The following is an 18,117-nucleotide window of genomic DNA, read 5'->3' on the forward strand; positions in this document are numbered from 1 at the left end:
GGAAGGTGGCGACCGTGGTGGGACTGGCCCTACTTCGCGTATGCGTACTCGCCACCGCGCTCGAGCGCGCGGCGATACGCCGGCCGCGCATGGATGCGGGCCAGGAAATCGGTCAGGTTCGGGTACTTGGCGTCAAGCCCGCCGCGCGAGGCGGCCGCTTCCAGCGGAAAGCTCAGCTGGATGTCGGCGGCGCTGAATTCTTCGCCGGCGAACCACGGGTGCTTGCCCAGTTCGGCTTCAAGATACGACAGTTGCAGCGCGATCTGCGGCAGCACGAAGGTGCCCTTGACCTTCTGCGCGATGCCGCGCGCGATCGGCTTGGCAAAGAACGGCATCGGCGTGCTTTCGATCTTGTCGAACACGAGCTTGAGCAGCAGCGGCGACATCATCGAGCCTTCGGCAAAATGCAGAAAGTGCGTGTAGCGCAGGCGCGCCGGCGTGCGGGCGGCGGGCACCAGGCGGGGGGCGTCCGTATCGGAGGCACGCGCGGTGAGGTATTCGACGATCGCGCCCGACTCGGCCACCACGAGGTCGCCATCGGTGATCACGGGCGACTTGCCCAGCGGGTGCACGGCCTTGAGTTCAGGTGGGGCCAGCATCGTCTTGGGATCGCGCTCGTAGCGCTTGATCTCGTACTCGAGTCCGAGTTCTTCGAGCAGCCAGAGGATGCGCTGCGAGCGCGAATTGTTCAGGTGGTGGACGACGATCATGGCGTGGACAGGAAAGTGGAGATGGCGGCCAGCTTAGCACCGTTGGCCACGCACCTGCAGCCCGCTAGCGCTAGCGCTGGTGCAGCTTGATGACGCGGTGCTTGCCCGCGCCCTGCGGCGCCGGCGCCGCGGCTTTCGGGGCGCAGCTGCCGCAGCTGCCGCCACCGCAGGCGCCGCCGCTGCTGGTATCCAGCCAGCGCGCCAGCGCCGACTGGCGGCCGCCCTTTGTCAGCAGCAGTACCGCGCGTGCGCGCAGCGGTGCCGGCAGGTACTTCGCGCCCAGGTACAACGCGGCGACGGTAACGATGACGATGACGGTCAGTTCTTGCATGGTTATGCTCCGGTGAAGGCCAGCGTGACGCGGTAGACGATGAACGCCGCCACGTACGCCAGCGCGAACATGTAGCCGGCCATGATCCAGGCATATTTGCGGCTGCCCGTTTCGCGCGCCACGGTGGCCAGCGTCGGCAGGCAGTGCGGCGCGTAGACATACCAGGCCAGCAGCGACAGGCCGGTTGCCAGCGACCACGATTGGGCGATCAGCGGTGCCAGCGTATTGCCGACTTCATCGCCGCCCGACAGCGCGTACACGGTGCCCAGCGCGCCGACCGCCACTTCACGCGCGGCCATGCCCGGCACCAGCGCGATGGCGATCTGCCAGTTGAAGCCGATCGGAGCCAGCACGACTTCGAGTGCGCGGCCGATCATGCCGGCCACGCTGTAGTAGATCGGCGGATGGGTCGCGCCTTCCGGTGCGCCCGGGAAGCTGGAGAACAGCCAGAGCAGGATCATCATGGCCAGGATCAGCGTACCGACGCGCATCAGGAAGATCTTGGCGCGTTCGAGCAGGCCCGAGGCCAGGCCGCGCGGATGCGGCCAGTGGTAGGCCGGCAGTTCGAGCATCAGCGCGTGCTGCTTGTAGCCATTGCGGCGCTTCATGAACCAGGCCACCGCCATCGCTGACAGAATGCCGGCCAGGTACAGCACGAACAGCACGATGCCCTGCAGGTTCATGAAGCCGCCCACGACGCGGTCGGGAATGAACGCGGCGATCAGGAGCGCATACACCGGCAGGCGCGCCGAACAGGTCATCAATGGCGCGATCATGATCGTCACCAGGCGGTCGCGCGGATTCTGGATCGTGCGCGCAGCCATCACGCCCGGAATGGCGCAGGCAAACGACGACAATAGCGGCAGGAACGAGCGGCCCGACAGGCCCACGCTGCCCATGATGCGGTCAAGCAGGAACGCCGCGCGCGGCAGGTAGCCGACGTCCTCTAACAACAGGATAAAGAAGAACAGGATCAGAATCTGCGGCAGGAACACGAGCACGCTGCCCACGCCGGCGATGATGCCGTCGACGATGAGGCTGTGCAGCATGCCCTCGCCGATCCACGAGCCGACCATCTCGCCAAAGGCGCCCATGCCCGCCTCGATCATTTCGATCGGTGCATCGCCCCAGCTGAACACGGCCTGGAAAATCACGAACATCAACAGCGCCAGGATGATCGGACCGGCGACCGGGTGCAGCACGACGCCGTCGATCTTTTCACTCAGGTTGCCGGTATCCTTGGCCGTCGAGACGGCAGCGGCCAGGATGCGGCGCACTTCGCGCTGCGTGTCTTCGACCGACACTTCGTCGATCGCCGACAGCGGCTTGGGCGTCACCGGCACGCCGAACGGCATCGCGTCGAGCTGGGCCAGCAAGGCCTTCTCGCCGCCGGACTGGATCGCAACCGTCTCGACGACCGGCATGCCCAGTTCTTGCGAGAGTTTGGCGGTATCGATTTCGATGCCGCGTTTTTTGGCGACGTCGACCATGTTCAGCGCCAGCACCATCGGCAGGCCCAGACGGCGCAGCTCGAGCACCAGGCGCAGGTTCAGGCGCAGGTTGGTGGCGTTGACGACGCACAGGATGGCGTCGGGCGGGACTTCACCGGCGCGCAGGCCGGCCACCACGTCACGCGTGATGCCTTCGTCGGGCGTCTGCGCATTCAGGCTGTAGGCGCCCGGCAGGTCGAGCACGCGAAACGCGCGCCCGGCGGGCGACGTGAAGCTGCCCTCCTTGCGTTCGATCGTGACGCCGGCGTAGTTGGCGACCTTCTGGCGCGCGCCGGTCAGGCGGTTGAAGAGCGCGGTCTTGCCGCAGTTGGGATTGCCCAGCAGTGCGACCAGCGGCGTGCGTGACGCGACTTGCGATTCCATGACTCCCATGCGACTAGTCCGCCTGGATCGAGACGAGGGCGGCTTCGAAGCGGCGCAGCGCAAAGGTGGATTCACCGACCTTGACGGCCAGAGGACCGCCCATCACGCGCTTGAGCACGCGAATGCGCTCGCCCGGCACGAAGCCCAGCTCCATCAGGCGGCGCTGGACGTCGATGCCGCCCTCCTGCGCACCGGACGCAAGATGGACAACGGTGGCGCTCTGGCCCGTCTTGAGCGAGTCGAGGGTTGGCAATGCGGCGTGGGTCATGGCGGCTTCCGAAAAATTGTGGCGCGTATGAGACAGCGACTGGAACGATCCCGGTATCATAAACCTAAATAGGAATTATTTCTATTTGCAGCTTGTCATTGCCAGACGGTCAAGTCCAAAAAAAGTGCGTTTGAACCGAAAATTTCGCTTGCGTTCACGGTCAAGTTTACAGAAAATAGCAACGCAAATGAGAATGATTCGCATTTTATAGACTAAACTGCAATGGTTGTTTCAAAAGGGTTGCTCCAATGATCGTCTGTGTCTGCAATAACATCTCCGACCGTGAAATCCGCCAGGCCGCTGAACTGGGCATCTCGTCGATCGCCGAACTGCGCAAGGAACTGGGCGTAGGCACCATGTGCGGCACCTGCGTCAGCTATGCACGTGAAGTGCTGCACGAGCACATCGACAGCAAGACCACCGTCACCGAAGTGCGCCGCCTGCCGCAGGCTGCCTGAGCCCCTTTCACATACCCGGCACCACGCGCCTCGCAATTTGTGCGGGGCTTTTTTTCGTCGGTGGCAACGGTGTAACCGGGTAGTGAGAACCGTTCGCACAGTGAACTGAGAACGGTTGCTATTACGCGCAAAAATGTCGCATTTCGCGTTATTTAATGCGCTTTTTTACCCATTTTCGCGCAATTTCTAGCGTTTTAATGGTTCTCTGTTTGCTATCATGGAGGTCATTCAACACATTACCGAGGGCACCCATGAAAGGCGATCCAAACGTCATCCGTCTGCTGAACGCACAGCTGACCAACGAGCTGACCGCGATTAACCAGTACTTCCTGCACGCGCGCATGTATCGCCATTGGGGCCTTGACAAGCTGGCGAAGAAGGAATACGACGAGTCGATCGGCGAGATGAAGCACGCCGACAAGCTGATCGAACGCATCCTGATGCTCGACGCGCTGCCAAACCTGCAGGCGCTGCATAAGCTGATGATTGGTGAATCGACGCAGGAAACGCTCGAATGCGACCTGAAACTCGAACGTGCCGCGCACGTGACGGTCAAGGAAGGCATCGGCGCCTGCGAAGCGGCGGCCGATTACGTGTCGCGCGACCTGCTCTTGATGATTCTTGAAGACACCGAAGAGCACATCGAGTGGTTGGAGACGCAGCTGGACCTGATCGTCAAGATCGGTATCCAGAACTACCTGCAGACCCAGATCGGCGAGTAAGCTTTGCCGGCCGGACTCCCGCCCGGGAGTCCGGCACTTCAGGCACTAGCGCACCATCAGCGCCAGCGCGTCATCCACTTGTCGTAGAACCCCATATCCCTTGGCACCGCACCCGGTATCGCGCAGATCGCACCGGCGAATTCGTTCGCGCGCGCGAGCGTGACGTCCAGCGGCCAGCCGCGCGCCATACCGAGCAGGAAAATGGCCGAGAAGGCGTCGCCCGCCCCCACCGTGTCGATGACGAACGGCGGCGCCGGCGTGTCGTGGTTCTTGAGCGCGCTGCCATCGCTGCCGAAGTACACCGAACCGCGGTGGCCCAGCGTGACGATCAGCGCGTCGAGCGCAAACATCGTCAGCAAGGCCTGGCATGACGCGCGCACTTCGTCGGCCGACAGCGCCGGGGAGTCGGGTTGGATCTGGCAGTACCAGCCGAACAGCGCCTGCAATTCTTCTTCATTGACCTTGACGATGTTGGCCGCGTCCAGCGAGCGGGACACGCCGCGTTCGTCGTACTGGCCGTCGCGCAGGTTCAGGTCGAGAAAGCGTGGCGCGCTGCTGGCCGCCAGGACCGCCGTCAGGGCGGCGCGCGACTGCAGGTTGCGCTGGGCCAGCATGCCGAAATAGACCATGGCCGGCTGCACGCCTGCCAGCGCAGCGCCGGCCGTGGCGGCGTCGATGAAATCGTAGGCCTGGTGCGGCAGGATCGTGAAGCGGTGGCCGCGCGGGCCGCGCTCGACCAGCACGCGGCCCGTCTCTTCGATCGGATCGACCTGCAACCCGGCGTCGCTCATCGCGAAGCGTTCGAACTCGGCGCGCACTAGCTGGCCGCTGCGGTCGTCACCGATGCGCGTGATCGCCAGGCATGGCGCCATGAAGGCGGACAGGTGGCGCGCCACATTGAATGGCGCGCCGCCCACGATCTGCTCATTATTGAAATCGTCGACGAGCGCTTCGCCGAAGATGACTGTCGTGGACAGATTCATGCGACGACCGGCACGGTGTCCTTGAACGACTGGCGCTCGGCCAGTTTGTCGGCCAGGCGCGCCAGGTTCGGGTAGTCGCCGCGCCAGTCGATCTCGGGGAAGCGGAACGCGAGCCAGCCCAGCGCGCAGCCCACGGCGACGTCGGCCAGCGTGTACTGGTTGCTGCGGCAGAAGGCGCCCTCGCCCAGCCGCTCGGACATCACGCGCAGGCCGGTAGTCACCTTGTCCATCTGGCGGGCGATCCACTCGGGACTTTGCTGCGCTTCGGGGCGCAGTGTTTTTTCGAGGCGCACCAGCACGGCCGCATCGAGCACGCCATCGGCCAGCGCTTCCCAGACCTTGACCTCGGCCCGTTCGCGCCCGTTCGGCGGCAGCAGCTTGCATACTGGCGTGAGCGTGTCGAGGTATTCGACGATCACGCGCGAGTCGTACAGGGCGCTGCCGTCATCCATCAGCAGGCATGGCACCTTGCCCAGCGGGTTGGTCTGCGCGATGGTGGTGTCGGCCGACCAGACGTTTTCGAGGATGAAGGCGCAGTCGAGCTTTTTTTCGGCCAGCACGACGCGCACCTTGCGCACGTAGGGGCTGGCAATGGAACCGATGAGTTTCATGGATGTACGCAAGTGGAAATTGGACTTCAGTATAGCATCGGCCCCAGCCGCAAAACCTGCAGCGCCACCGCTGCGGTGCGCTGCAACATCGCAGCATCGGCAAGAGGTGGACGGCCGGCCAGTGGTAAAATCCGCGTTTTTGACCGACACGCCCGCCATGACCTCTACTGCTCTGTCGCCGACCCTGTCGGCCCTGTCCCCGCTCGATGGCCGTTACGCCACCAAAACCGACAAGCTGCGTCCCATCCTGTCGGAAACGGGTTTCATGCACCACCGCGTGAAGGTTGAAATCGCGTGGCTGCAGGCGCTGTCGCAGGCCGGCTTCGCCGAGATCAAGCCATTTTCAAACGAAGCGATCGCCCACCTCGACGGCATGGCGGCCAACTTCGGCGAGAAGGACGCGGCCCGCATCAAGGAAATCGAAGCGGTCACCAACCACGACGTCAAGGCGGTCGAGTACTGGCTCAAGGAGCAGGTCAAGGACGTGCCGGAACTGGTCGCGGCCAGCGAATTCATCCACTTCGCCTGCACCTCGGAAGACATCAACAACACGTCGCACGGCATGATGCTCAAAGCGGCGCGCGATGGCGTGATGCTGCCGGCACTGCAGGCGATCATCGCCAGGCTGACCGAGATCGCGCACACCAATGCGGCGCTGCCGATGCTGTCGCGCACCCACGGCCAGACGGCCAGCCCGACCACGCTGGGCAAGGAGATGGCCAACGTCGTCGCCCGCCTGCAGCGCGCCATGAAGCGCATCGCCGACGTCGAAATCCTGGGCAAGATGAACGGCGCGGTCGGCAATTACAACGCGCACCTGTCGGCCTATCCGGGCTTCGACTGGCCGGCGTTCTCGAAGGACGTCATCGAGACGCGTCTGGGTTTGACCTTCAACCCGTACACGATCCAGATCGAACCACACGACTACATGGCCGAGATGTTCGACGCGTTCGCGCGCGCCAACACGATCCTGCTCGACCTGAACCGCGACATCTGGACCTACGTTTCGCTGGGCTACTTCAAGCAGAAGCTGAAGGCCGGCGAAATCGGTTCGTCGACCATGCCGCACAAGGTCAACCCGATCGACTTCGAAAACTCGGAAGGCAACCTGGGCCTGGCCAACGCGCTGCTGCGCCACATGGCCGACAAGCTGCCGGTCTCGCGCATGCAGCGCGACCTGACCGATTCGACGGTACTGCGCAATATCGGCGTGGGCTTCGGCTACACGCTGCTGGCCTACGACAGCTGCCTGCGCGGCCTGAACAAGCTGGAAGTGAACGCGGCGCGCCTCGAGCAGGATCTGGACGCGAACTGGGAAGTGCTGGCCGAGCCGGTACAAACCGTGATGCGCCGCTACGGCATCGAGAACCCGTACGAGCAGCTCAAGGAACTCACGCGCGGCAAGGGCATCACCCGCGACGCGCTGCGTGAATTCATCGGGACGCTGGCCGTGCCGCAGGAAGCGAAAGACCTGATGCTGGCGATGACGCCGGCAAACTATATTGGATTGGCCGCCAAGCTGGCGGCTGAGATCTGATGTCGCGCGATGCCGCCACACGGCGGCATCGCGCTTGCATTTGCGTTGACGATGCGCCGGCCCCGGCGCGTCAGTAATCCCACCTGACCTTCACCCCCACGCGCCGCTCGAACTCTGCCCAATACGTGGTCGAGCCGAATTCGGCATGTCCGCCATTCAGGTTCTCGCCATACACCGACAAGGCCACGCCCGGCCGCAAGCGCCAGCCAAAGCGCGCATCGAGCGCCGTCGCTGACGCAATGCGCGACGCCGGCATCTCGCCAGTGCGGCGCAGCGTGACGTTGATCTCGCGCGCATCGTCGATGGTGTAGTGCGACCGCAGTTGCAGCGTATGGGACGGGTCGCGCCGCGCCGCGCTCAAGCCCATCACGTCGTTGCCGCCCGGTTTGAGGGCCAGACGCTGGTGCAGCGCCGTCCAGCCGGCCGACAGGCGCCAGCGCGGCAGTGCCTGCCAACTGCCCCAGGTTTCGATGCCGCTGGCGCTGCCCTTGAGCAGACTGGCAAATTCGACGTAACTGAAGGTGGGGTCGATCTGCTGCCCCCGCAGGTGGTCGTAATCGTGGTGGTACAGCACGACCGTGTACGACAGCCCCGCCGCCGGCTGGCCACGGTAGCCCAATTCGAGCACGCGCGCCACTTCGCTGCGCACGTGCGGCCCGCCGCGCAGGATGAACGGTGGCTGGCCGGGCACCCAGGCATCGACGTCCAGCCGCGCGGGCGAGCGCACCGTGCGCGCGGCCGATGCCCACAGCGCGTGCTGGGGCGAGAGGCGCCACGACAGGCGCGCGCTCGGCAGCCATTCGATGCCGGTGTAATGGTTGTATTCGACGCGGCTGCCCAGCGTCAGGCGCCAGTCGTCGTTCAGCAGGATGTCGTCCTGCACGAACACGCTACCCCAGCGCAGCAGTTTGCGCGCCGGCAGGAACGCGACCCAGGGGCTGTTGGTGACGCGGTCACGCGTGCTGCGATAGTTGGCGCCCCACATCAGGTCATGGCGGCCTTTGGTGGCCAGCGTGTGCTGGAACTGCACGTCTGCGGTCGTGAGGCGCTCGGCGAATAGTGGCGGCGCCTCGCGCACGGTGTGATCGAGAAAAGCTTGCAGCGATACGCTGGCGCCCGCGTCAAGTGTGCGCTGCCAGCGCGCCAGCAGGTTGGCGCCATCCGAGCGCACGCGGCCAAATGTGGATGGGCCGAACGGCGTGGCCAGTTCACCCGGCGCCGACTGATCGAGGCGCCCGCGGTTGACATTGCCAACGACCGAGAAGGCATCGGCCCCTTGGTCCCAGTCGGCACGCACGCCCACCAGCGCGCGCCGGTAGCCGTCGTCGATACGCCCGTCGCCAATGCGCTCGCTGTCGCTGCGCCGCGTGACCTTGCCATACGCACGCCAGGCCATGCCGCCATCGCTCGTGCCGCCCTGGCGAAACGCGGCGCCGGCCGTGCCGTCGCTGGCGCCATGCAGCGCCACCATGCCGCCCTGCGTATCGAAGGCCGAACGCGTGCTGATATTGATGACGCCACTGACGGCGTTCAGGCCCCACATCACGCCACCCGGCCCGCTGACCACCTCGATGCGAGCGATGTCCTCGAGCAGCACGTCCTGCGCATCCCAGAACACGCCCGCAAACAGCGGCGTATACACCGAGCGGCCATCGATCAGCACCAGGATCTTGTTGGACAGGACGCTTGGCCCGCTGTTCATGCCGCGCGCGCTGATGGAGTAGGCATAGCCATTGATGCGCGCCACGTGCAGATTGGGCGCAAGACGCAATACCTCGGGCAGCGAATCGGCGCCGGAGCTGCGGATGTCGTCAGCGGTGATGACGAACACCGCCGCCGATGCGTCCTGCAGGCGCTCGGGCCGCTTCGAGACCGACGTCACCTGGATATTGGCCAGTTCCTCGATCGACAGGTCGGCCAGATCGGCCAGATCGACAGGATTGGCCTGGCCATGGGCGAGCGCCAGGACAGGCGCGGCGCAAACAAGAGCAACCCAGACAGTAGCAACACGCGCTCTGGCGGCAAACGGCATGCAGGGTATGAATGCGCTCATAACCAGATATTACATTCGGCAGAACGTGGTGGTGTATCTTTTGCAATCCGGTGTGGCTTGTTGGGCATGTAAAACCGTGTCAACACCACGACGGCCTTTTTTGCTATAGTGAGTTAGTTCTAGCCCGTACTAATTACTTATAAGAAAAATGCGCCGCTACTCGATTCCAGCAATCGTGCTGCACCGGCTGATGCCATCGCGATCATCGGCACCTTCACCCTTGGCCTCGTCATGACCGACATCCAGGGCATCAGCATGGCCAAGCTGCGCTACACGAGCTGGCACAAATGGGCCGGCGTGACGATCCTGGCGCTGGCCGCGCTACGCCTGTTATGGCGCCTGTTCAACAAGCCACCCGCGTATCCTGCGGGGTTGCCGCGCTGGCAGCATGGCGCTGCCCACGGCCTGCATCTGGCGCTGTACGTGCTGATGTTCGCGGTGCCGCTGTCCGGGTATTTCTTCAGCCTGGCGGCCGGCTACCCGGTTGTTTATATCAGCAAGTTTCCGCTGCCGGTGCTGATCGGCCCCGACCCGGTACTGCGCGAGACGCTGCGCGGCCTGCATTACTGGCTCAATATGCTGCTGGCCACCCTGGTGGCGCTGCACGTCCTCGCCGCGCTCAAGCACCTGCTCATCGACCGTGACGGCATCATGCAGCGCATGCTCCCCATCCCTACCCCGAAGGAAAAACCATGAATTCCATCAAGGCCCTGCTGCTGGCGAGCCTGGTTGCCGGCAGCGTCGTTGCCGTGCAGGCCGCGCCACTCAAGACCGACCTGGCAGCCAGCGGCGTCTCGGCTGTCTTCAAGCAGATGAACGTGCCAGTGGAAGCACCGTTTCGCACGTTCGCGGCGCAGATCGATTACGACGCCGCCAAGCCGGCGGCGGCCAGCGCCAGCGTCGAGATCACAACGGCCAGCTTCGATATCGGCGACGCCATGTACAACAAGGAAGTGGCCAAGAAAGAATGGTTCAATTCGGCGCAATTTCCGAAGGCCACGTTCGTCTCCACCAGCATCGCACCGGCCGGCGCCGGCAAGCTGACGGTGTCGGGCAAGCTGACCCTGAAAGGCAAGAGCGCCAATGTCACGTTCCCGCTGACCGTCAAGGCGGCCGGTGCAAAAACCGTGTTCGAAGGCCAGTTGCCAATCAAGCGTCTGGCGTTCAATATCGGCGAAGGCGAGTGGAAAGACACGAGCATGGTCGCCGATGAAGTTGTCATCAAGTTTCGCGTTACCGCAGCACCAGCCAGTACAGCAAAATAAACTGTCCTACCACCACATCTAGAGGAATCTCACCCATGAACATCAAGCACCTGATCGCAGCCGCCGCTGCCTTTGCCGCCACGTCGGCCTTCGCCGCGCCAGTCACGTACGACATCGAGCCGAACCACACCTACCCAAGCTTCGAAGCCGACCACATGGGTCTGTCGGTATGGCGCGGCAAGTTCAACAAGTCGAGCGGCAGCGTCACCATCGACCGCGAAGCCAAGACCGGCTCGTTGGACATCACTGTCGACATCAACAGCATCGATTTCGGCCACGAAAAGATGAACGAGCACGCGAAAAAGCCTGACATCTTCGACGCAGCCAAGTACCCGACCGCGACCTTCAAGTCGAAGGCGATCAAGTTCACGGGCGACGTGCCGACCTCGGTCGACGGCGAACTGACCCTGCACGGCGTGACCAAGCCACTGACCCTGCAGATCAACAAGTTCAAGTGCATCATGCACCCGATGCTCAAGAAAGAAGCATGCGGCGCGGACGTGACCGGCACCTTCAAGCGCGACGACTTCGGCATCAGCTTCGGCCTGCCGAACTTCTCGCCGGAAGTGAAGCTGGCAATCCAGGTTGAAGCAGTCAAAAAGTAATCTGGTTCGACCATGAAAAATCCCCGCCGGTTCGCACCGGCGGGGATTTTTTTTGATCAGCGCGCTGACGAATCAGTGCAGCTCAGTGCAGCTCAGTGCCGATTAACGGCCGTCACGGTCGAAGTCGCCCGGGATCGCGCGCTCGACACGGTGCCAGCCAGCGCGGGTGGCCGACTTGGCCTGGTCCCAGCTCAGGCGCGAATTGCCTTTCGAACGGTCCCACTCGGTCGACAGACGACCTTCGTTGGCATCGTAGCCGCCGTCGTACTTGTCGTAGTTGTTGTAGCCCAGTGCGTAGGCTGGCTCGTAGTCGTCATAGGTGTAGCCTGGCGTGTAGTACGGCTGGGTCTGGTACTCGTTGCGCCAGTAGTCATTCTCGGCTTTCGGATTGACCACATGGCCCACGCCCTTGCCTGCTGCGCCGCCGACCATGCCGCCGATCGCCGCGCCTGCCGCTACGCCCAGTGGGCCGGCTGCTGCACCGATCACCGCGCCAACCGTCGCGCCGCCGCCTGCACCGACGCCTTGCGCCAGGTTATGGTCGCTCAGTTCGTCGGTTGCTTTTGGATTGACCACTTCGCCTGCGCCACGGCCGGCTGCACCGCCTGCCAGGCCGCCGACGACAGCGCCTGCTGCCATGCCGATCGGACCGCCGACAGCACCGACCAGTGCGCCCGCTGCTGCGCCCGAACCTGCGCCCACGCCCTTGGCCAGATGGTGCTCGGACAGGTCGTCGTTGGCTTTTGGATTGACAACTTCAGCTGCGCCCTGGCCAGCGATGCCGCCAGCGATGCCGCCGACAACCGCGCCTGCTGCCATGCCGATCGGACCAGCAACGGTGCCGACGGTCGCGCCCAGTGCCGCGCCGCCTGCCACGCCCAGGCCAGCGCCCAGCACGTGCGAACCACCCTGTTCGGTCCACGATTTGTGGATGTGCGCTGCATCTTCATCCGAACGTGCATTCACGCCCAGCAGGATGCCGCCGCCCTTGATGCCTTCTTCATAGTGCTGTGCGCGTTCTTCCGGAATGCCGGCGCCGATCAGCGCGCCGATCAGGCCACCGGTGATACCACCCGCGCCAGCACCGGCCAGCGCCGCTGCCAGAGGACCGGCGACGACCAGGCCCAGGCCTGGCAGCACCAGCGTGGTGCCCACTGCTGCGATACCGGCCAGCACGGCGCCGATGGTGCCGCCGATACCGGCGCCAATGCCCGCGCCTTCAGCCGCCTTGGTGCCCAGTTCGGTGTCGGTGTCGGCGAAGTGGGTCTGACGGGTGGAGTCGGACATCATCAGGTTGACGTCATCGCGGTTGTAGCCGCGCTCGGACACGGTGCCATACGCACGCTCGGCGCTGGCACGGTCAGGGAACAGGCCAGTGACCATGCGCTGGTTATCCGTGGTGCGGGTGGTATCGAAGCTGCTCATGATGAATCCTTTGCTGGTTGGTTTCGGCAGCCGGCTACGGATGAGCTGTTGCTGCCAAGGACCTTCACCATAGGCCCCGTCTTCGCATGACTCTGTTCGATGACGCACGTTCGGATGACTGACGGCATCTTGCCGCAAAGAATTTTCACGACGATGCAAATTCGTCATCGAAGGTACGCTGCCGCACCGACCCGCGTTTGTAGCGTCTTTAGACTTTTTCACATGGTCACGGCATTCGTTGGGCCTGGGGGAAATATCTTATCAATTGAGGAGGAAGCACCATGTTATTCATTATCTGGATCGTCGTTGGCGGTATTCTGGGTTGGCTGGCCAGCATGGTCATGAAAACGGACGCCGAGCAAGGCATCATCCTGAACGTTGTGGTCGGTATCATCGGCGCCTTCCTGGGCGGCTGGTTGCTTTCGCCACTGTTCGGTACCGGCACCATCAATTCCGACGACTTCAGTGTTGCTTCGCTCCTGGTCTCGTTCCTGGGTGCAGTCATCCTGCTGGCCATCGTGAATCTGCTGCGTCGCGGTCGCGTTCGCTAATATGGTGGTTCGCCACCCATAAAAAACCAACGCCCTGTGCGTTGGTTTTTTTTCCTCTGCGATTTTACTGATGAGCTCAAAAAAGTTCTGGACACTGTTGCTGACAGTGGCCGCCACCCTCGTTCTGGGGGTGCTCGCATTGAATTTCATGCCGGGCGAAAAACAGATCGAACGCCAGCTGACACGGCAATACGATACGGCCGATCCGCAGTTCCGCCGCTCGCTCGGCGTCTTGCTGGGCCCACCGATCATCGAAGGCAACCAGGTCGAGGCGCTGCTCAATGGCGACCAGATTTTCCCGGCGATGCTCGAGGCCATTCGCGGGGCCAAAAAAACGATCACGCTGGAAACCTATATCTACTGGTCGGAATCGATCGGCACCGAATTTTCCGAAGCCCTGGCCGAGCGTGCGCGCGCCGGCGTGAAGGTGCACGTGATGCTTGACTTCATGGGCAGCATGAAGATGGACAATGCCCAGGTCGACAAGATGAAAGCGGCCGGCGTGCAGGTGCAGCGCTATCACAAGCCGGTCTGGTGGAAGCTGGCGCGCATGAACAACCGCACCCACCGCAAGCTGCTGATCATCGACGGCACGGTCGGTTTCACGGGCGGCGTGGGCATTGCCGACCAATGGCGCGGCAACGCGCAGGACGAAGACCACTGGCGCGACAGCCACTTCCGCGTCGAAGGCCCGGTCGTCGGACAGATGCAGGCGGTGTTCAACGACAACTGGACCAAGGCCACGGGTGTCGTGCTCGATGGCCCGGCGTACTTCCCGCCGCTGCAGCCGAAAGGCACGATGCCGGCGCAGATGTTCTCCAGCTCGCCCACGGGCGGCAGCGAGAGCATGCACCTGATGTACCTGATGGCGATCACGTCGGCGCGCGAGACGATCGATTTGTCGGCCTCGTATTTCGTACCGGATGAACTGACGGTGCGCACATTGATCGCCGCCGCCAAACGCGGCGTGAAAGTACGCCTGATCACGCCGGGCCACATCATCGATTCGGATCTCGTGCGGGCCGCCTCGCGCGACCGCTGGCCCGAACTGCTGGCGGCGGGTGTGCAGATCTCGGAATACCAACCGACGATGTACCACGTCAAAACGCTGATCGTCGACAAGCTGCTGGTATCGGTGGGCTCGACCAACTTCGACAACCGCTCGTTCAGTATCAATGACGAGGCCAACCTGAACGTGCTCGATGCCGGGTTTGCGACGCAGATGACGGACGTTTTTGACGCCGACTGGAAGCTGGCCAAGCCGGTGACGCCGCAGGCCCTCGCCAAGCGGCCATGGTGGGAACACGTGAGCACGTGGTTCGCGTCGCTGTTCGAGGCGCAGTTGTAAGCGCCGTTGCAGGCGCCGTTGCAAAGGAGCCCGCGCCGGGACAGGCGCGGGCTTTTTCATTGGCGTGGCTGAAATACAGGTTGACGATCCGATAGCGGATTAACCATACTCACGAACACTCCCCGGAGTCCGTAATTCCCCTTCCCAACCAGACCAAAGCGCATGAAAAAGACCCTTCTCTCGCTCGCCATCCTCACCAGCTTCGCCGCCCAAGCGGACGAAGGCATGTGGATGCCGCAACAGCTGCCACAAGTAGCCAAGCAACTGAAAGCCGCCGGCCTCAAGCTGGATACGGCAAATCTGACCAAGCTGACTGAATTCCCGATGGGCGCGATCGTGAGCCTGGGCGGCTGCTCGGCGTCGTTCGTCTCGCCGCAAGGTCTGGTCGTGACCAACCACCACTGCGTCTACAACAGCATCGCCGTCAACTCGACGCCCGAGCGCGACCTGCTGGCCAACGGCTTCCTGGCCAAGACCATGGCCGACGAGCTGCCAGCATCGCCCGGCAGCCGCGTGTATGTCACCGACGAAGTGGCCAATGTCAGCGCCCAGGTCATCACCCCTGAAGTCGCCAAGCTGACCGGCAAGGCCCGCATCGACGCCATTGAAAAGAACCAGAAAACCCTGGTGGCGGCCTGCGAAAAAGATGCCGGCTACCGCTGCACCGTGGCCAGCTTCTACGGCGGACTGGAATTCTATCGCCTGAAGCAGCTCGAAATCCGCGACGTGCGCCTGGTGCATGCGCCGGCGTCGGGCGTCGGCAAGTTCGGCGGCGACACCGACAACTGGATGTGGCCACGCCACACGGGCGACTACGGTTTCTACCGCGCGTATGTGAGCAAGGATGGCAAGTCGGCCGAGTTCTCGAAGGACAACGTGCCGTACCAGCCGAAGCACATCATCAAGATTGCCAAGGACAACCCGAAAGAAGGCGACTTCGTGATGGTGCTGGGCTATCCAGGCCGCACCAACCGTCACCGCCTGCCGTCCGAAGTGGCGTTCACGTTCGACTGGAACTACCCGGCATTCATCCAGGCCTCGAGCGAGACGCTGGCCATCATTGACCGCGAAACCAAGGCCGATCCGGCAGCACGGCTGAAATACGCGGGCCAGATCGCGGGCGTGAACAACTACTACAAGAATCGCAAGGGCATGCTGGTCTCGTACCAGGGCAGCGACTTCCTGCAGCGCAAAACGGCCGAGCACAATGCGCTCAAGGCCTGGGTCAATGGCGATGCCGCGCGCAAGGCGCAGTACGCAGCCGACATCGACACCGCTGAAACCCTGATCGCCGAACGCGATGCGGGCACCAAGAAGAGCTTCTTCCAGACCTACGCGCAGCCGAAGTTCCTGTCGTCGGCACGCACGCTGTACCGCCTGGCCAACGAGCGCACCAAGCCGGACGCCGAGCGCAAGACCGGCTACCAGGAACGCGACCTGCCACGCCTGACGTCCGTCGTCGAAGGCCAGGACCGCACCTACGACGAAAAAGTCGACAAGGCGCTGGTGCTGAACTTCCTGACCAAGTACAACGCACAACCGGCCGCCGAGCACGACGCCGCGTTCGACGCCGCACTGGGCCTGCGCGCCGGCATGAGCGAGGCCGAACTGAAAGCCGCGCTGGACCGCATCTATGCAGGCTCGAAACTGGCTGACAAGGCAGCGCGCACTGCGTGGCTGAAAAAGACGCCAGCCGAGTTCAAGGCATCGAACGACAGCTTCATCAAGGCAGCGGTCGCGATGTACGACGCCGACATGAAGGATGAAGAAAAGCAGGAAGAGTCGGCCGGCAAGATCCAGCAAGCCTACGGCAACTACATGAAGGCCAAGATCGCCTACATGAACAGCCGCGGCCAGGCCGTCTACCCGGACGCCAACAGCACACTGCGCGTCACCTTCGGCAAGATCGCCGGCCGCCCGCAAGGCGCCGACGGCACCACCGGCTGGACCGCATTCACCACCGTGGCCGGCGTCACCGCCAAGCACACGGGCGAAGGCGAGTTCGACGCGCCGGACAACCAGCTGGCTGCCATCCAGGCGAAGAACTTCGGCAAGTACGTTGATCCGAAACTGAAAACGCTGCCAGTGAACTTCCTGGCGACGCTGGACATCACGGGCGGCAACTCGGGTTCGGCCGCACTGAACGCCAAGGGCGAACTGATCGGCCTGGCATTCGACGGCACGCTCGACTCGATCATCTCGGATTGGGACTTCAACAAAGCCATGACCCGCTCGATCCAGGTCGATACCCGCTACATGCTGTGGAATATGCAGTATGTCGACAAGGCCGATAACCTGCTGAAAGAAATGAACGCGCTGTAAATCTCACGTCGTTAATCTAGCCGAAGGCCGCGCTACCGCAAGGAGCGCGGCCTTTTTAATACCCCAAACAAATTCCCCAACAATTAGGGTCAGAGTCGAATTGTTTGACAACTTTTGCGGATGAGCCGTTAATGCGACTCCGACCCTAGTTATCTCTGGGGCAATTGGCCAATAATTCGACTCTGACCCTAATTAATTTTTAGTCAAATTTGGCCGGTTTGTATAGCTGCAGGAAACTAATGCCGAGAGTATTTGAATGTGCCGTAACTTCTACCAAACTCAAGCAGAAAAACACCTCAAAAACAATTAGGGTCAGAGTCGAATTGTTTGACAACTTTTGCGGATGAGCCGTTAATGCGACTCTGACCCTAGTTATCTCTGGGGCAATTGGCCAATAATTCTACTCTGACCCTAATTGCAGGATGGTGGTGAGTTCGGTAGTGATTTGGGTGGCCAGGCGGTGGATGTGGAGGCCGTCGACGAAGCCGTGGTGGGCCTGGACGGAGAATGGCAGCGTCAGATTGCCGTTCGGGGCATCGCGAAAGCGCCCCCAGGCCAGGGACGGGATGTCGGGCTGCGCCAGCACCGCGGTCGGGTGCTGGATCGATGTGAAGTCGAGCCAGGGGATGCAGGTGACGAAGACTTGCTCTTTCGCCTGGCGCGGTGACAGGGCTGCGTACTGCGTGTTCAACGCGGTCATGCCAGCGGCTTCGGCGCCAGCAACGCGGCTGCGGGCGACGAACGTGTGCAGGTCGTCGGACCACGCGAACATCGCGAAATTCAGGTCGTCGTTGGCGTTCGTGACGGTGAACGATGGGGTCAGGCGTTCGATGCGGATCACGTCGCCGTCCATGATGCGGTAGCAGAAGTTCTCGATCTTCAGCACCGCGCGCAGCGTGGCGCACAGCAGCACGTGGAATGGCGCCAGGCCCTGCGCGCGGCACCAGGGACGAAAGTCTGGCAGCGTCAGCGTGAAGCACAGGTTCAGCGCCGGGCTGTCCATGCTGTCGAACAGCGCGAAGCGGTCGCGCCGTCGTTCGAACTTGTCCATCGC

Annotated in this window: 17 protein-coding genes and 1 pseudogene; 9 read left to right on the forward strand and 9 right to left on the reverse strand. The window is 62.9% G+C overall.

What is annotated here, in order from left to right; genetic code table 11:
• Positions 1-29: 29 nt before the first annotated feature.
• The 4 genes from NX775_RS10370 to NX775_RS10385 form a co-directional block, all read right to left on the reverse strand.
• Positions 30-710, reverse strand: coding sequence for a glutathione S-transferase (locus NX775_RS10370; protein ID WP_183556019.1), 681 nt, complete (start codon positions 708-710; stop codon positions 30-32).
• Between the two features lie 70 nt (positions 711-780).
• Positions 781-1,041 (reverse strand): DUF6587 family protein, encoded by a 261-nt coding sequence (locus tag NX775_RS10375; protein WP_258835925.1) that lies wholly within the window; start codon positions 1,039-1,041, stop codon positions 781-783.
• A gap of 2 nt (positions 1,042-1,043) precedes the next feature.
• Positions 1,044-2,924: a ferrous iron transporter B gene (gene feoB, locus NX775_RS10380; protein WP_258835926.1), complete on the reverse strand. Its 1,881-nt coding sequence runs from the start codon at positions 2,922-2,924 to the stop codon at positions 1,044-1,046.
• A 4-nt stretch (positions 2,925-2,928) separates the two neighbouring features.
• On the reverse strand, positions 2,929-3,183 hold the full coding sequence (locus tag NX775_RS10385) for a FeoA family protein (protein WP_183556016.1): 255 nt from the start codon (positions 3,181-3,183) through the stop codon (positions 2,929-2,931).
• 248 nt (positions 3,184-3,431) lie between these two features.
• Between NX775_RS10385 and NX775_RS10390 the strand changes: the two genes are divergently transcribed.
• Both NX775_RS10390 and bfr read left to right on the forward strand, forming a co-directional pair.
• Positions 3,432-3,641, forward strand: a complete 210-nt coding sequence (locus NX775_RS10390) for a (2Fe-2S)-binding protein (RefSeq protein WP_183556015.1) — start codon at positions 3,432-3,434, stop codon at positions 3,639-3,641.
• 251 nt (positions 3,642-3,892) lie between these two features.
• Positions 3,893-4,363: a bacterioferritin gene (bfr, locus tag NX775_RS10395; protein WP_183556014.1), complete on the forward strand. Its 471-nt coding sequence runs from the start codon at positions 3,893-3,895 to the stop codon at positions 4,361-4,363.
• Between the two features lie 56 nt (positions 4,364-4,419).
• On the opposite strand, the gene NX775_RS10400 is transcribed toward bfr, so the two are convergent.
• Together NX775_RS10400 and NX775_RS10405 are read right to left on the reverse strand one after the other, a co-directional pair.
• Positions 4,420-5,346 (reverse strand): PfkB family carbohydrate kinase, encoded by a 927-nt coding sequence (locus NX775_RS10400; RefSeq protein ID WP_258835927.1) that lies wholly within the window; start codon positions 5,344-5,346, stop codon positions 4,420-4,422.
• Positions 5,343-5,957: a glutathione S-transferase N-terminal domain-containing protein gene (locus NX775_RS10405; protein WP_258835928.1), complete on the reverse strand. Its 615-nt coding sequence runs from the start codon at positions 5,955-5,957 to the stop codon at positions 5,343-5,345. Before NX775_RS10405 ends, NX775_RS10400 begins: the two co-directional genes overlap by 4 nt.
• Before the next feature lie 157 nt (positions 5,958-6,114).
• Between NX775_RS10405 and purB the strand changes: the two genes are divergently transcribed.
• Positions 6,115-7,494: an adenylosuccinate lyase gene (gene purB, locus NX775_RS10410; RefSeq protein WP_258835929.1), complete on the forward strand. Its 1,380-nt coding sequence runs from the start codon at positions 6,115-6,117 to the stop codon at positions 7,492-7,494.
• A 70-nt stretch (positions 7,495-7,564) separates the two neighbouring features.
• On the opposite strand, the gene NX775_RS10415 is transcribed toward purB, so the two are convergent.
• Positions 7,565-9,547 (reverse strand): TOL_0244 family TonB-dependent receptor, encoded by a 1,983-nt coding sequence (locus tag NX775_RS10415; RefSeq protein ID WP_258835930.1) that lies wholly within the window; start codon positions 9,545-9,547, stop codon positions 7,565-7,567.
• A gap of 148 nt (positions 9,548-9,695) precedes the next feature.
• On the opposite strand from NX775_RS10415, the pseudogene NX775_RS10420 reads away from it, so the two are divergent.
• The 3 genes and pseudogenes from NX775_RS10420 (at position 9,696) to NX775_RS10430 (ending at position 11,417) form a co-directional block, all read left to right on the forward strand.
• Positions 9,696-10,243 (forward strand): annotated as a pseudogene (locus NX775_RS10420) (cytochrome b).
• Complete coding sequence (locus tag NX775_RS10425) at positions 10,240-10,812, forward strand: YceI family protein (protein WP_258835931.1); 573 nt, start codon at positions 10,240-10,242, stop codon at positions 10,810-10,812. The pseudogene NX775_RS10420 and the gene NX775_RS10425 overlap by 4 nt, the downstream one beginning before the upstream one ends.
• A 35-nt stretch (positions 10,813-10,847) precedes the next feature.
• Positions 10,848-11,417 carry a YceI family protein gene (locus NX775_RS10430; protein ID WP_258835932.1) on the forward strand — a complete coding sequence of 190 codons (570 nt, stop codon included), beginning with the start codon at positions 10,848-10,850 and terminating at the stop codon, positions 11,415-11,417.
• A gap of 102 nt (positions 11,418-11,519) precedes the next feature.
• Here NX775_RS10430 and NX775_RS10435 read toward each other — a convergent pair whose 3' ends face one another.
• Positions 11,520-12,842, reverse strand: coding sequence for a hypothetical protein (locus NX775_RS10435; protein WP_183556008.1), 1,323 nt, complete (start codon positions 12,840-12,842; stop codon positions 11,520-11,522).
• 281 nt (positions 12,843-13,123) lie between these two features.
• Here NX775_RS10435 and NX775_RS10440 point away from each other — a divergent pair, with 281 nt between their 5' ends.
• The 3 genes from NX775_RS10440 to NX775_RS10450 all read left to right on the forward strand — a co-directional run bounded on the left by NX775_RS10440 (position 13,124) and on the right by NX775_RS10450 (position 17,063).
• Positions 13,124-13,393, forward strand: a complete 270-nt coding sequence (locus NX775_RS10440; protein WP_123067791.1) for a GlsB/YeaQ/YmgE family stress response membrane protein — start codon at positions 13,124-13,126, stop codon at positions 13,391-13,393.
• A gap of 70 nt (positions 13,394-13,463) precedes the next feature.
• Positions 13,464-14,741 (forward strand): phospholipase D-like domain-containing protein, encoded by a 1,278-nt coding sequence (locus tag NX775_RS10445; RefSeq protein ID WP_258835933.1) that lies wholly within the window; start codon positions 13,464-13,466, stop codon positions 14,739-14,741.
• A gap of 162 nt (positions 14,742-14,903) precedes the next feature.
• Entirely contained in the window at positions 14,904-17,063 is a 2,160-nt protein-coding gene (locus NX775_RS10450; RefSeq protein ID WP_258835934.1) for a S46 family peptidase, read from the forward strand.
• A gap of 400 nt (positions 17,064-17,463) precedes the next feature.
• Here the strand turns inward: NX775_RS10450 and NX775_RS10455 are convergent, their stop codons facing one another.
• Complete coding sequence (locus NX775_RS10455) at positions 17,464-18,114, reverse strand: CatA-like O-acetyltransferase (RefSeq protein ID WP_258835935.1); 651 nt, start codon at positions 18,112-18,114, stop codon at positions 17,464-17,466.
• Positions 18,115-18,117: the final 3 nt, after the last annotated feature.

This window comes from Massilia aurea (assembly GCF_024753205.1).
Classification (GTDB): domain Bacteria; phylum Pseudomonadota; class Gammaproteobacteria; order Burkholderiales; family Burkholderiaceae_D; genus Telluria; species Telluria aurea.